Source organism: Corallococcus praedator, from assembly GCF_003612125.1.
GTDB lineage: Bacteria > Myxococcota > Myxococcia > Myxococcales > Myxococcaceae > Corallococcus > Corallococcus praedator.
Genome location: NZ_RAWI01000252.1, coordinates 1 through 13,965 on the forward strand (window position 1 = coordinate 1; position 13,965 = coordinate 13,965).

Sequence of the window (13,965 nt, forward strand, 5' to 3'; positions counted from 1 at the left end):
CAGCAAGGGGGAGGCGCCCGAGGGGACCGCATGGTGAAGCCGGCGAAGAAGAAGCTCTGGGCGCTGGCTCTGGCCATCCCCTTGATGGCGGCCGGAGTCGCGGCCCTGAAGCCCGCGGCGAGCGCGCCGCCCGGCACCGACAGCTTCTGGGTGGAGCGCAGGGCGGCGGCCCGCATCGAGTCCCGCCTCACGCACGCGGAAGCGGACCGCTACCGTTCGCGCGCGCCCGCCGGCGGCTGTCCCGTGCCCGCCGAGCCGATGCCCCTGGGCCCGCTCGCCCGCATGGAGGCCGGGGAGGACTGGGGCGGCATCGCGGCCGCGTACGCGCTGGAAGCGGAGTGGAACCAGGCGGCCTCCTTCCTGGAGCGCATGCCGGCCTCCCCGGAGCGCGACAGTGACTTGAGCGCGGTGGCGCTCGCGCGCGGCGACTTCGAACGGGCGCTGCGGCTCCTGGATGGCGCGCTGGCGGTGAAGCCGAACCTGCCGCAGGCGCTGTGGAACCGCGCGCTGGTGTTCCGGGAGATGGGGCTGACGCTGCGCGCGTCGGAGCTCTTCGAACAGGTGGCGAAGCTGGGCGAGCAGGGCTGGAGCCGCGAGGCCCACGCCCAGGCGCTGTCCCTGCGCGAGAGCACGCTGGAGCGCCAGCGTCAGTGGAAGGCGGCGCGCGAAGCGACGCTGGCCCTGATGGACGACGCGAAGGCGCCGCTGCCGCTGGACGCCGCCCGTCAGCTTCCGGGCACGGTGCGCGGCGTCTTCTATGACGTGGTGCGCGCCGCTGAATCCAAGGAGCGCGCGCTGGCGCTGATGCCGCTGGCGCAGGAGCTGGACCGGGTGCAGGGCGGCCGCACGCTCACGGACTACGTGCAGCGCGTGGCGAAGCGCGACTTCACCCGCCGCGGGGAGCTGGCGCGGCAGTACGCGGCGGCGATGCGCCCGGGCGGCACGGTGCCCGACGGCTTCCTGGACAAGGCGCGCCTGCCCGGTGACGAGGACCTCTACATGGGGGCCATCCTCCGCACGCGCAACGGCACGATGAAGAACCTGAAGGACGTGCTGGAGCGCATCAAGCGCCTGGACGATCCATGGTTCATGTACCAGGCGGAGCGCGACCAGGCCTACAAAGAGGTCGCGGACGGCGCGTGGTGGAAGGGCGAGCAGCGGCTCTTCTCCGCGCTCCAGCACTGCCGCGAGGGCACGCTGACGGTGCGCTGCCTGGAGCTGGAGCGACGGCTGGCGGTCTTCTACTACGACATGCAGCGCGTGACGGAGGCGGAGCAGCACGCGCGCGTGCTGTGGGCGGGGGCCCGGCAGCTTCGCGAGTGGGACCTGGAGTTCAACGCGCTGGAGTCGCTCTCCCAGGTGGCGCGCTCCCGCAACGACCTGGGCAGCGCGCGCGCCTATCTGGAGGAGTGGATGGCGCGCGGCCCCACGCGACACTGCGCGTGGCCCCACGTGCAGCTGGCGCACCTGTACTACCTGGACCTGCGGCCGGCGGACGCGCGGCGCGAGCTGGACATCGCCGCCGCCTGCGCCGACAACCGCATGGAGCTGGTGTTCGGTGCCACGCTCGCGGAGCTGACGCGCTCCGGCTCCGGTCCCAATGACGCCGAGTGGCTGGGCCGCGTCACCTCCAACGCCGTGTCGGGGCCGAACGTGCTGGGGGGCGACCGCGCCTATGCGCACTATCTGGAGGGCCGCTTCGTCCTGGATCAGGACCGGACCCGGGGTGAGGCGCTCTTGAAGACGACCATCGCGGAGGCGGATGCGCTGCCGCGAGGGGATGCGCTGGCGCGCGAGTCCTGGGCGCTCAGCCATTCGTCGCTCGCGGTGGACGCGGGCCGCACGGGCGAGTTCCCCAAGGTGGTGACGTTGATGGCCGCGCAGCTGGGCACGCCCGTGCCCACGCGGTGCGCGCTGGCCGCCAGCGTCCACGCCGAGCGCGCCGTGCTGGTGGCGCTGGGCCCGAAGGGCGAGGTCCAGGGGCACTACGACGCCGCGCGCAAGGAGCCCTTCGCGCGGGCGGACTCCTCCCGGCTGGTGCCGGAGGCCCTGCGCAAGACGCTCTCCGGCTGCGACCGCGTGGACGTGCTCGCGTGGGCCCCCGTCTTCGGCCGCACGGACCTGCTGCCTTCGGACATCGCGTGGAGCTTCCGCCTGGGCCGCGCCCAGGGGCCGCGTCCGGCGCCCGGCTCGCAGTCCGCGCCCTCGCGCCGCCTGGTGGTGGCCGGGGTGGAGGCCCCGTCGCTGTTGCAGCTGCCCCGGCTTCCCGCGTGGACGCCGGACGCGGAGCCGGGGGCCGCGCCGCCGGACGTGCTGTCCGGTTCGGACGCCACGCCGTCGCGCGTGCTGGCCCGCATGGCGGACGCCACGGAGATTGAGATCCACGCGCACGGCATCACCGACCCCAGCATCTCCGGCGCGTCGCTGGTGGTGTTGTCGCCGGAGGTGAACGGCCGCTACGCGCTCACCGCGGACGTGGTGCGCGAGCAGCGGCTCACCGGGTCGCCCACCGTGTTCCTGGCCGCGTGCAGCGCGGGCCGCACCACGGCGCTGCAGAGCACGGAGCCCTTCAGCCTGCCGGCGGCCTTCATCGACTCCGGGGCCCGCGCGGTGCTGGCCTCCACGGTGGACATCCCGGACGCGGCGGGCCGCTTCTTCGACGGGGTCCGCCGCCGCATCCACGCGGGAACGCCCGCCGCCGTCGCGCTGCGCGACGAGCGTCAGGCGTGGCTTGCACGCGACGCGCGCGCCGCGTGGACGCGCTCCGTGCTGCTGGTGGAGAAGGCGGACTGACCGGACTAGAAGGGGGCATCCAGGTGCGTGTTGCCGCCGGGGACGAGGAAGTGGTGGAAGGTGACGCTGGCGCTCACGTCCAGTGCCTTCACCCAGTGCCACCAGCCCACGGGCAGGAACACCATGTCCCCGGGCTCCAGCACCGTCTCCAGCACGGTGGCCTGCGCGAACAGCGGGTGCGCCATCAGGTCCGGCTTCCCCGCGTCCACGTGGCTGAAGGTGCCCCGGTGCGGGTAGACGCGGTGGCGCTCGTAGGACGGCACCAGCTTCACGTGCTTGCGGCCCATCACCTGGCCCAACAGGATGTTCATGTTGTCGTGGTGCAGCGGGGTGACGGTGCCCGCGGGCCCCAGGAGCAGCGTCATCATGTCCGCCTGCAACGACGGGTCGATGAGGCCCTCGGGCGCGCGCAGATCCTCGCGCAGCGGCGAGAGTCCCGCGTGCCGCCAGTTATCGTTGCGCGGCACCATGTAGTAGTCGTTCGTCTCCTTCCCGGACTCCACCATGGTGAGGAAGTCCGTGAAGGGCATCCGCGTGCGGTGCCGGTCGTGCTGGGCCGCGTGCTCCGGGTTCGCGTCGCGCCCCATCATCACCTCCACCTCCACCGGGCCGAAGCGCTCGCGGAAGTAGGACAGCGACCACTTCTGGAGCGCCGGCCAGTCCTTCATCAGCCCGCGCAGCACCACCGGCCGGTGGCCCAGGTAGTAGCGGCCGAAGAACTCCTCCGGCGCCAGGTGCTCGCGCACCTCCAGCTGGCGGCCCCCGTCCTGGGCCCGCAGCTCGCTGTAGACATCCATCAGCGACTCCAGCCACCCGAAGTGCCGGGCCACCTGGAGGCATGCCTGGTAGTAGGGGTGCTTCTGCACCGCCTCCATCTCCTCGTGGGCCAGCGCCGGGTCCACGCCCGCACCCACCAGGACCTGTCGCACTTCTTCCGGCCCTACCCCCAGGGCCAGATTCTCCGCCAGCCACTGGCGCCACTCCGGACGCAAGAGGGACTTGTCCTCGCTCATTCGGAACTCCTTGAAATTCTTGAAGGATTGACCCGGTGGGGGCCCCTCCTGCACGTGCGTCAGGGCGTGGTATGGACTGGCCCCGTCCGTCTTTTTCTACCCATCCCATGCTTACGCCGGACTTCCGTCGTACCAGGAGAAGCGATCCATGACCCCCGGAGACGTGTCCTTTGCCCGACCCGGAGCTTTCGAGCCCGACCACAGCGCCCCACATGTGAAGGGCTCCTACGTCAACTGCGAGCAGCGCGAGCCCCGGGCGCGGCGCCGTCCGCTGCCGCCGCCTTCGGTCCCGGCCCTGTTGGAGGGGGCGGAAGTCGCCCGGTGAGCGTCCTGCCCGGCGGGCCTGTCCGCGCTTCCGGGCATTTTTCTCTCAAGAAACAAAGCGCTCGGCGTCTTTAGTCAGGAAGCCCACCAGTCACTTCGGGTCCTTGCGTCATGGCCAACCTCTTCAACCGGGAACGGCGCCATTTCGAGGCGTTCAGCCAGCGACACCGGCCCAGCCTGCTGGCCGTGGCCCGCCGGTTGTGCGCTCGCGGCATCCTGGATCCAGAGGACCTGGTCCAGGAGGCCTTCGAGCGGGCGTTGCCGGAGTTCGGCCACCTGAAGGACCGCACGGAAGCGGCGTGCGCGGCGTGGTTGTGCACGACGATGACGAACCGGTTCCTCGACCACTGCCGAAGGCAGCGGACGGAGGTCCGGGGGCTGCCGCACCTGGCGCTGGTGCAGGACCTGCCAGCGACGGGGGATGGGGAGCAGGAGAACTGGGAGCTGGTGGGCAATGACGCCTTCCAGGCGGCCATCGAGCAGCTCAAGCCGCACCTGCGGGATGCGTACAGGCTGCACGCGGAAGGCCTCCGCTACCAGGCCATTGCCGAGAAATTCAACGTCCCCGTGGGCACCGTGGGCAGCTGGCTGACGCTGGCGCGCCGTGACCTCAGGGAACTGCTGCTTCCGAGCGTCGCCGTGGCCCGGGAGCGGGGAGTCCAGGTATGAACGCGCATTGCACGAAGCTGCATCTCTTCATGGACGGTGAGCTGTCCGAGGCGGATGCGGAGGGCTTCCGGCACCACCTGCCGCGCTGCCCCGGCTGCGAAGGCGGCCTTCGCGACCTGCTCCAGTTGGAACTGCTGGCGGCGCGGGCGCTGGGCACGGGCGTCGTGGAGCAGCCCGCGCAGCCGTCTCACGGCAACGTGGTGGCGCTGGGCGCGTGGGTGCGCCGCAATGCGCGCGTGGTGGCGCCGCTGGCCATGGCCGCCAGCCTCTGCGCCGTCTTCGTGCCGCGCATGATGCCGGAGGCGGAAGTGCCGGCGGTGGTCTTCCTGGAGAACCAGTCCACGCGCGCGCTGGAAGGTCGCGTCTCGCATCCCCGCGCGGACCAGTGGCGCCGCTACATGCCCATGCGCGGCAATGGCAACGTCACCGGCGCGGAGACCGCGGAGGCGCCGGCCCCGGCCCCCCTGCCGCTGCGTCCGCTGGCGGAGATGGAGGAGCGCAAGGAGTTCCGCGGCATCGTCGCGGCCTACGTGCTGCACGGTCAGTGGCAGCAGGCGCAGGCGGTGCTGGTGCGTGAGCCCGCGTCGCTCGCTCGCGACAACGACCTGGCGGTGGTGGCGCTGCACGAGAGCCGCTTCCAGGACGCGCTGGGCCTGTTGGACCCGGTGGTGCGCGCGGAGCCGGCGCATGCGCAGGCCCTGTGGAACCGCGGCCTCGCGCTGTACGGGCTGAAGCAGTACGCGCGCGCCGCGACCGACTTCGAGAAGGTGGCGGCCCTGGGCGAGCCCGGCTGGAGCGACGAGGCGCGCGAGCGCGTGGAAGAGGCGCGCGCGCAGGCACGGCAGCTCGGCAGCGCGGCCCCCTGAGTTCCTGTCGTCCCTCCCGCGCGCTGGAGCGTCCACCATCGGGCGCCCCGCGCGGGTGAATCGCCTTCGGACACGGGATGACGTGTCAGGCTCCTGGGGTTGTCGGAACACTCCAGGAGCTTGCCCATGCCCGAGTCCTCCCCCCGCGCTCCCGTCGACTACGCGACCGCCCGCCGTGACTTCCGGTGGGAGCGGCCCGAGCACTTCAACTTCGCCACCGACGTCATCGACCGGCACGCGGCCGAGCGGCCCCAGGCCCCCGCGCTCCAGTGGTCCGACGAGTCCGGGCGCTCCCAGCGCTTCACCTTCCAGGAGCTGAAGGAGCGCTCGCTGCACGCGGCGCGCTTCCTCACCGGGCTGGGCCTGAAGCGGGGCGACCGGGCCTTCATCCTGATGCCGCGCGTGCCGGAGTGGTGGTTCCTGGTGTTGGGGTGCATCCGCGCCGGCATCGTCTTCATGCCCGGCACGCCCATGCTCACCGCCAAGGACATCCGCTACCGGCTGGAGGCCGCCCACGCGAAGGCCGTCCTCACCGACGCAAGCTGCCTGGACCGCTTCGAGGGCGTGATGGATGTGCTGGGCGTGACGACGTGGGTGTCCACCGGGGACGCTCCGGCGCCGTGGACGCGCTACGCGTCGGAGGCGCTGGCGGAAGGCGAGGCCGCGGCCTTCCCGCCGACGCGCGCGGAGGATCCGCTGCTCATCTACTTCACGTCCGGCACCACGGGCATGCCGAAGATGGTGCAGCACACGCAGGCCAGCTACGGCCAGGGCCACCTCATCACCGGGCGCTACTGGTTGGACCTGCGGCCGGAGGACCGGCACCTCACGCTCAGCGACACCGGCTGGGCGAAGTGCGCCTGGGGCAAGCTCTTCGGTCCGTGGAGCGAAGGCGCGTGCAACGTCGTCTACGATTTCCGCGGGCGGTTTGATCCGGTGGCCTTCCTCAAGGTGCTGGAGCGCGAGCGCGTCACCACCTTCTGCGCGCCGCCCACTGCGTGGCGCGCGCTGGTATTGCAGGACCTGAAGGCGGTGGACCTGTCCTCGCTGCGCCACACGGTGAGCGCGGGCGAGCCGCTCAACCCGGAGGTCATCGAGACGTGGAAGGAGGCCACCGGGCTGTTCATCCGCGAGGGCTACGGCCAGACGGAGACGGTGGTCATCGTGGGCATGTTCCCGTCGCTTCCGCCGCGCATGGGCTCCATGGGCAAGCCGTCCCCCGGCTTCACCGTGGGGGTCATCAACGAGCAGGGCGAGGAGGTCGCGGACGGGCAGGAGGGCGACATCGCGGTGCGCGTGAAGCCGGAGCGGCCGGTGGGCCTGTTCCAGGGCTACCTGAATGACGACGCGGCCAACGCGGCCAGCAGCCGGGGCGACTGGTACGTCACGGGCGACCGCGCGGTGCGCGACGCGGAAGGCTACCTGTGGTTCGTGGGGCGCTCGGATGACGTCATCAAGACGTCCGGCTACCGGGTGGGCCCCTTCGAGGTGGAGTCCGCGCTGCTGGAGCACCCCGCGGTGGCCGAGTCCGCCGTCATCGGCGTGCCGGACGACAAGATTGGCCAGCGCATCAAGGCGTACGTGCTGCTGACGCCGGGCCACACCGCGTCACCCGCGCTCGCGCAGGAGCTGCAGGACTTCGTGAAGAAGACGACGGCGCCCTACAAGTACCCGCGCGAAATTGAGTTCGTCTCGGAGCTGCCCAAGACGGTGAGCGGGAAGATCCGCCGCGCGGAGCTGCGCGCCACCCAGAAGAAGTAGGGGCGCGCAGCCGGGGAGCGGAGGACTACTTCAGCCAGTCCGAGTGCACGAAGCCGGCGTCGGGCTTGTCCCGCCGCTGGTAGGTGTGCGCGCCGAACGCGTCGCGCTGGGCCTGGGTGAGGTTCTGCGGCAGCTCCGGGCTGCGGTAGCTGTCCATGTACGCCAGGCTGCTGCTGAACACCGGCACCGGGATGCCCGCCTTCGTCGCCGAGCCCACGAACTTGCGCCACGACGGTGCCAGCTTCTCCAGCTCCGGGGCGAACGCCTCCGACACCATCAGGTTGGGCAGCGTGGGCTGCTGCTGGAAGGCCGCGCGCAGCGGCGTGAGGAGCTTCGCGCGGATGATGCAGCCGCCCCGCCAGATGCGCGCCATCTCCGCCAGCGACACGCCCCACTTGTACTCGTCGGAGGCCGCCTGGATGAGCCGCATGCCCTGCGCGTACGTCACCACGCGCGCCGCGTAGAGCGCGTCGTGCGCCCACTGGGCCAGGTGCTGCTGCTCCTCGGAGGTGAGCGACACGGAGGGGCCGTGCAGCTTCTTGCTCGCGGCGACGCGGTCCTCCTTGTGCGCGGACAGGTTGCGCGCATCCAGCGCGGACGCGATGGAGGGCACCGGCACGCCCAGGTCGAGCGCCACCTGCACGGTCCACTTGCCCGTGCCCTTCTGGCCGGCCTTGTCGAGCACCATGTCCACCAGGGGCTTGCCCGTCTCCGGGTCGCGCTTGCGCAGCACCTTGATGGTGGTCTCCAGGAGGAACGATTCGGCGATGCCCTCGTTCCACTTGGAGAACAGGTCGGCCAGGGCCGCGGTGTCCAGGCCCAGGCCGCGGCGGAGCACGTCGTATGTCTCCGCGAGCAACTGCATGTCCGCGTACTCGATGCCGTTGTGCACCATCTTCACGAAGTGGCCCGCGCCCTCCGGGCCCACGTGGGTGACGCACAGGCCTTCCTCGCTGCGCGCGGCGATGGCCTCCAGCACCGGCTGCACCAGCGCGTACGCGTCCTTGGGGCCGCCCGGCATGATGGACGGGCCGTTGCGCGCGCCCTCCTCGCCGCCGGACACGCCGATGCCCAGGAAGTGGAAGCCCTTCTGCTTGCACAGCGCTTCGCGGCGCCGGGTGTCCAGGTACCAGGAGTTGCCCGCGTCCATGATGACGTCGCCGGGCGACAGCAGCGGGAACAGCCGCTCCATCATCTGGTCCACCGGAGCGCCGGCGGTGATCATCAGCAGGACGCGGCGCGGACGCTCCAGGCCGGAGACGAACGCCTCCAGCTCCGGCCAGCCGGCCAGGGCCTGCTTCGGGTTCTCCTTCTGGACCTTCGTGATGGCCTCCGGGTGGCGGTCCCACACCGCGACGCTGAACCCGTGGTCCGCGATGTTGAGGGCGAGGCTCGCGCCCATGACGCCCATGCCCACCACGCCGAACTGCGCAGGCTTTGTCTGTGTGCCCATGTTCCCTCCGAGCCGCGCCTACCCGTAGGCGGCGGGGTCCAGCATCCACTGCGTGTTCGTCACGTGCGACGCGGGCAGCTGCATATCGCCCTGAAGCACCCGCCGCATGGCGTCCCGCTTGCCCTCGCCCGCCACCAGTCCCAGCACCGCCCCCGCGCCCTGGAGCACGGGGAACGTCAGCGTCATCCGCCACGGTGGCGGCTTGGAGGTCTGCTTCACCGCGAGCACCCGCGCGGTGCGCTCCGAAAGCGCCGGGTGGCCGGGAAACAGGCTCGCGGTGTGGCCGTCCTCGCCCACGCCGATGAGCACCACGTCCAGCCGCTCCGGCAGCGTCTTCGCGTAGTCGGCCGCGGCGTCATCGCGGTCCTCGCGCTCGCCCTGCATGCGGAACACCTGCGCGTCCGAAAGCTTCAGCGGCGTGAGCAGCGATTCCTTCACCAGCTTGTAGTTGCTGTCCGCGTGGTCGGGCGGCACGAAGCGCTCGTCCACGAAGTACACGTCCACCCGTTCCCAGGGCAGCGTGTGCTCCGCGAGCGCGCGGTACGCGGGGCGCGGCGTGTTGCCGCCCGACAGCGCCAGGCTCACCCGCTGCTTCGTCGCGAGCGCCTTCTGGAGCTCTCGCGCCAGCCAGTCGGAGGCCTCCAGGGTCAGCTTCTCCGGGGGGACGATGAGCGGTTTCGTCATAGCGTGGACCACCGGCGGCCATTCTTCGCGGGCAGCGCGTCCGCGGCGTCAGGGCCGGTGCTGCCCTTCTTGTACGTGTGCAGCGTGCCGCCCGCGTCGGTCTCCAGCGCGCGCAGGATGGGCGTGATGTAGCCCCAGGCCTGCTCCACGCTGTCCTGGCGCGCGAAGAGGGTGGCGTTGCCGCGCATGCAGTCCAGCAGCAGCCGCTCGTACGCCTCCGGCACGGGCTTATGGAAGCTCTCCGCGTAGTCCATGTCCATGGTGACGCCGCCGATGTTGACGTCCTCGCCGGGCACCTTGGACTCGAACGACAGCGCGATGCCTTCATGCGGCTGGATGCGCAGGGTGAGCACGTTGGGCTGCAGCCGCTGGCAGGTGGCGCCGCCGCCGCTGAACAGGCCGATGGGCACCGACTTGAAGTGGATGGACACCTCCGTCATGCGCCGCTTCAGGTTCTTGCCCGCGCGCAGGTAGAAGGGCACGCCCTGCCAGCGCCACGAGTCCACGTTCATCTTCAGCGCGACGTACGTGGGCGTGCGTGAGCCCTTCTTCACGCCCTTCTCGTCCTGATAGCCCTGGTACTGGCCCACGACGACGTGGTCCGGCACGTCCGAGCCCTCCACGGGGCGCAGCGCGCGGAACACCTTGTTCTTCTCATCGCGGATGTCCTCCGCGGCGAAGGACACGGGGGGCTCCATGGCGCACAGGGCCAGCACCTGGAGCAGGTGGTTCTGCACCATGTCGCGCAGCACGCCCGTCTCGTCGTAGAAGCCGCCGCGGCCCTCCACGCCAATCGTCTCCGCCGCCGTGATTTCCACGTGGTCGATGTGCTGGCGGTTCCACAGCGGTTCGAAGATGGCGTTGGCGAAGCGGAAGACGAGGATGTTCTGCACCGTCTCCTTGCCCAGGTAGTGGTCGATGCGGAAGATCTGCTTCTCATCCAGCACCGCGCCCAGTTCGCGGTTGAGCTCGCGCGCGCTCTCCAGGTCGTGGCCGAAGGGCTTCTCGATGATGAGCCGCCGCCAGGGCTTCTCTCCGGGCTGCTCCTCGCGCTTGAGCAGGCCGGCGCCGGCCAGGCTGTGGATGATCTGCGGGAACGTGGAGGCGGGCGTCGCCATGTAATAGAGCTGGTTGTCGCCCGTCTTGTGGCGCTTGGACACATCCGCCAGCTTGTCGCTCAGGCGCTTGAAGGTGCCCGGGTCGTCATAGCCGCCGGAGACGCATTCGATGCGTTCGGAGAAGGTCTTCCAGGCCGCTTCGTCCACGGGCTGCGTGCGGGCGAACTTCTTCAGGCCCTCCTTCACGTGCTCGCGGAAGGCCTTGTCCTCCAGCGGGGAGCGGCTGAAGGCGACGATGGCGAAGTGCTCCGGCAGCAGGTTGGAGCGGGCGAGCTCGAAGAGCGCGGGGAATAGCTTGCGCTCGGCCAGGTCGCCCGTGGCGCCGAAGAGGACCATGGCGCAGGGGTCGGGGCGGCCCGCGCTGAACACCGGTTCGCCTTCTCGGGGATGGGTTTCGATGTGAACGCCCTGCGCATCCATGCGGTGTCTCCTCCGGTTCGACCGGGGACCTTAAGGCGCTAATCTGGCGGCCCTGCAAGCGCATTGCAGGAGAATGATGCGGGCCTGACGTCTTGCCTGCCCCGGAGGTTGGGGCCATCCCGGCTCCGCCGGGGAGCGCGCGGGCAACCGGGCGGCGTCAGGCGCCTGGGAACATGATATTTCCGGGGGTCATGACGACTCCTCCCGTGGCGCTCATCACCGGGGGTTCGCGTGGCGTGGGCCGCGCGGTCTCCCTCCGGCTGGCCCGTGCCGGCTATGACATCGTCTCCACCTACCGTCGGGACGCGGACTCCGCGGCGAGCCTGGCGAAGGAGGTGGAGGCCCTGGGCCGCCGCTGCCGCACGGTGATGGCGGACCAGCTGGAGCCCGCGACGCTGCACGGCGTGTTCGACGTCATCCAGGAGGAGTTCAAGGGCCTGGATGTGTTCGTCGCCAACGCGGCCTCCACCGTCTTCACGCCGCTGATGCAGACGAAGCTGCACCAGATGGACAAGACCTTCAACGTGACGGTGAAGAGCTTCCTCTTGGGCGCGCAGCGTTCGGTGCCGCTGATGGAGGGGCGCAAGGGGCGCATCGTCGCGGTGTCCGGCATGGACTCGCGCATGCCGCTGCCGTTCCATGGCCTGCTGGGCGCGATGAAGGGCGCCATGGAGATCATGGTGAAGTACCTGGCCGCGGAGCTGACCGGTTCGGGCATCCGCGTCAACGCGGTCAACCCGGGCTACATCGACACGGACTCCAGCCGCTTCTACATGGGCGATGCGTGGGCGGGCCTGGAGGAGAAGGTGAAGGACCAGGTGCCCGTGGGGCACGTGGCCAGCGTGGATGAGATTGCCCGCCCCATCGAGTGGCTGTGTTCGGAAGGCTCCGCGTACGTGAACGGCCAGACGCTGGTGGTGGACGGCGGCCTGGAGGTCAACTACGCGATGGGCTTCGCCGCGAACATGACGACGCCGTCCTCGCGCTGACCGCCGCCGCCTTCCATGCGCTACGCCGTCTCGCTGTGGTTCTTCGTGCTGTTCCTGGTCACCGCGCCCCTGCTCTTCACGCTGGGCGCGGTGTTGTTCGTGGTGGCGTATCCGCTGGATCCGCACCGGCAATGGCTGCACGTGCTGGTGTGCCGGTGGTGCTACGGGCTGTGGCTGCATGCCTCGCCCGCATGGAAGGTGCGCGTGGAGGGACGGGAGCTGCTGCCCAAGGGCCCGTGCGTCTACGTCGTCAACCACCAGTCCTTCGCGGACATCCTGGCGGTGATGGGGCTCTTCACCCCGTACAAGTTCGTGGCGAAGGCGTCGCTGTTCCGCACGCCGCTGGTGGGCTGGATGATGACGCTGCTGGGGTACGTGCCCATCGTGCGCGGCAGCTCGAAGTCGATGGAGCAGTTGCTGGGGCCGTGCCGCCGCTGGCTGCGCCAGGGCATTCCGGTGCTCATCTTCCCGGAGGGCACGTATTCGCCCGGGGAACTGCTGCCATTCAAACGGGGTGCGTTCCAACTGGCGCTGGAGGAGCACGTGCCGGTGGTGCCGGTGCTGGTGCGGGGCACGCGGGAGCTGGTGGACGGGGACGGGCCGTGGATGAGCCCGAGCGCGTCCGTCACGGTGCGCGTCCTGCCGGCGCTGCCACCGGAGAGCTTCGGTCCGGACGCGGTGGCGCTGGCCACGCGCGTGCGCGAGCAGTACGTGGAGGCGCTCGCGGTCGCGAGCTGACGGACCCGGGGTCGGTGCTGGAGCGGCGCTGTCGTCGCGGCTTCGCCCGGCCTCGCGCCTGGCGCGGGGTCCCGCGCCTCAGGCGTGCTCGGAGCCGGGCAGCCCTTCATCCGTCGCCGCGTCGTCGTGAGAGGAGGCTTCCATCGCGTGCGACGAGGCCAGGGCGGGGGCGGCTTCGGTGACGGCGCGGGCCAGCTCGTGGGGCGCGCGGATCAACGCCTCCAGCGCATCGGTGTTCGCGGGGACGCCGCGCTGCTCCACCTGGAGCCAGCCGCCCTTGATGATGACACGGCGGTGGCCGCGCAGGCCCAGCAGCCGCTTGCGCACGTCCGGGGCCAGCAGCACCGGGCGCGCCTCCGGGGCCAGGTTCTCCACCAGGAAGGCCGCGTCCAGCTCCGCGTCGCCCAGATGCTCCTCGCGCGGCGTGGTGGCTCCCGGCACCTTGTCCTCGGGGCGCTCGTGCTCCAGGAGCAGGTCCGCGGGCAGCGCGCCCTCCAGGTCCAGGCGCAACACGGTGACGGTGTGCCGCTTCTTGCCCCCCGCGCCCCGCTTCCCCGTGGCCAGCAGCAGCGGACGCCCCCGGTAGCGGCCCTGCACCTCCAGCCGCTTCTCCGCGCAGGTGAGTCCATTCGCCTTCGCGAACGCCTCCCACGCCGCGCGCTGCCGGCGCTTGAGCTGGAACAGGGTGAAGAGGGCCAGAGCGCCCAGGACGAGCAGGGACGCGAGGATGCCGAGCGGAGAAGAGACACCGGGAAGCATGGCGGCGCATTGTGCACCGACGCGCGACGGGTGGACCCTCAAATCCGATCGCGTGCGCACCGTCGTGGTCCGAGCAGGCTCGGACTGCCAGGGCGCGAACACGTTGGATGGAACTCCGCGCGCGTGGAATCCCGCGTGCCTGCATTTCTTCCGTCCGGGACGCTGTGTCCCTGGCCGCACCGGAAATGCGCACGGAGCGCCAGTGATGCACCCACGGTGTGACGCGGGGATGCAGGGCCTCGCGGGTCGGCCAGACGGCACGAAGCAGGCGCCGTGGGGCGTGCGGTGGGATGCGGAGGACGTGGGAGGAGGGGCGTTCGCGCAAGCACGCGGAATGACGCCCTTTTTCGACAATGTCAGAGGGGGCAGGTAAGGGAG

Annotated in this window: 12 protein-coding genes; 7 read left to right on the forward strand and 5 right to left on the reverse strand. The window is 70.8% G+C overall.

The annotated features are described in order from the left end of the window. Positions 1 to 30: 30 nt before the first annotated feature. Positions 31 to 2,793: a CHAT domain-containing protein gene (locus D7Y13_RS27305; RefSeq protein ID WP_120584196.1), complete on the forward strand. Its 2,763-nt coding sequence runs from the start codon at positions 31 to 33 to the stop codon at positions 2,791 to 2,793. Between the two features lie 5 nt (positions 2,794 to 2,798). Here D7Y13_RS27305 and D7Y13_RS27310 read toward each other — a convergent pair whose 3' ends face one another. Then, a complete protein-coding gene (locus D7Y13_RS27310) occupies positions 2,799 to 3,806 on the reverse strand; it encodes a cupin-like domain-containing protein (RefSeq protein WP_120584195.1) in 1,008 nt (335 codons plus the stop codon). 148 nt (positions 3,807 to 3,954) lie between these two features. Between D7Y13_RS27310 and D7Y13_RS45860 the strand changes: the two genes are divergently transcribed. The 4 genes from D7Y13_RS45860 (at position 3,955) to D7Y13_RS27325 (ending at position 7,426) form a co-directional block, all read left to right on the forward strand. Beyond that, positions 3,955 to 4,131, forward strand: coding sequence for a hypothetical protein (locus tag D7Y13_RS45860; protein ID WP_158620399.1), 177 nt, complete (start codon positions 3,955 to 3,957; stop codon positions 4,129 to 4,131). Positions 4,132 to 4,241: 110 nt separating this feature from the next. Next, complete coding sequence (locus D7Y13_RS27315; RefSeq protein WP_120533815.1) at positions 4,242 to 4,799, forward strand: RNA polymerase sigma factor; 558 nt, start codon at positions 4,242 to 4,244, stop codon at positions 4,797 to 4,799. Continuing rightward, entirely contained in the window at positions 4,796 to 5,665 is an 870-nt protein-coding gene (locus D7Y13_RS27320; protein WP_120533814.1) for a zf-HC2 domain-containing protein, read from the forward strand. The genes D7Y13_RS27315 and D7Y13_RS27320 overlap by 4 nt, the downstream gene beginning before the upstream one ends. Positions 5,666 to 5,791: 126 nt before the next feature. Further along, positions 5,792 to 7,426, forward strand: a complete 1,635-nt coding sequence (locus D7Y13_RS27325; RefSeq protein ID WP_120584194.1) for an acetate--CoA ligase — start codon at positions 5,792 to 5,794, stop codon at positions 7,424 to 7,426. 25 nt (positions 7,427 to 7,451) lie between these two features. Here the strand turns inward: D7Y13_RS27325 and gnd are convergent, their stop codons facing one another. From gnd to zwf, 3 genes are read right to left on the reverse strand one after another with little or no spacing between them, the layout of a single operon-like run. After that, on the reverse strand, positions 7,452 to 8,879 hold the full coding sequence (gene gnd / locus D7Y13_RS27330) for an NADP-dependent phosphogluconate dehydrogenase (protein WP_120584193.1): 1,428 nt from the start codon (positions 8,877 to 8,879) through the stop codon (positions 7,452 to 7,454). Positions 8,880 to 8,897: 18 nt separating this feature from the next. Then, positions 8,898 to 9,563 (reverse strand): 6-phosphogluconolactonase, encoded by a 666-nt coding sequence (pgl, locus tag D7Y13_RS27335; protein ID WP_120533811.1) that lies wholly within the window; start codon positions 9,561 to 9,563, stop codon positions 8,898 to 8,900. Further along, on the reverse strand, positions 9,560 to 11,101 hold the full coding sequence (gene zwf / locus D7Y13_RS27340; protein ID WP_120533810.1) for a glucose-6-phosphate dehydrogenase: 1,542 nt from the start codon (positions 11,099 to 11,101) through the stop codon (positions 9,560 to 9,562). The genes pgl and zwf overlap by 4 nt, the downstream gene beginning before the upstream one ends. Before the next feature lie 191 nt (positions 11,102 to 11,292). Here zwf and D7Y13_RS27345 point away from each other — a divergent pair, with 191 nt between their 5' ends. After that, positions 11,293 to 12,090, forward strand: coding sequence for an SDR family NAD(P)-dependent oxidoreductase (locus D7Y13_RS27345; RefSeq protein ID WP_233595640.1), 798 nt, complete (start codon positions 11,293 to 11,295; stop codon positions 12,088 to 12,090). A gap of 15 nt (positions 12,091 to 12,105) precedes the next feature. Further along, positions 12,106 to 12,828: a lysophospholipid acyltransferase family protein gene (locus D7Y13_RS27350; protein ID WP_120584192.1), complete on the forward strand. Its 723-nt coding sequence runs from the start codon at positions 12,106 to 12,108 to the stop codon at positions 12,826 to 12,828. A 78-nt stretch (positions 12,829 to 12,906) separates the two neighbouring features. Here the strand turns inward: D7Y13_RS27350 and D7Y13_RS27355 are convergent, their stop codons facing one another. After that, positions 12,907 to 13,587 (reverse strand): hypothetical protein, encoded by a 681-nt coding sequence (locus tag D7Y13_RS27355; RefSeq protein WP_120584191.1) that lies wholly within the window; start codon positions 13,585 to 13,587, stop codon positions 12,907 to 12,909. Between the last annotated feature and the right edge of the window lie 378 nt (positions 13,588 to 13,965).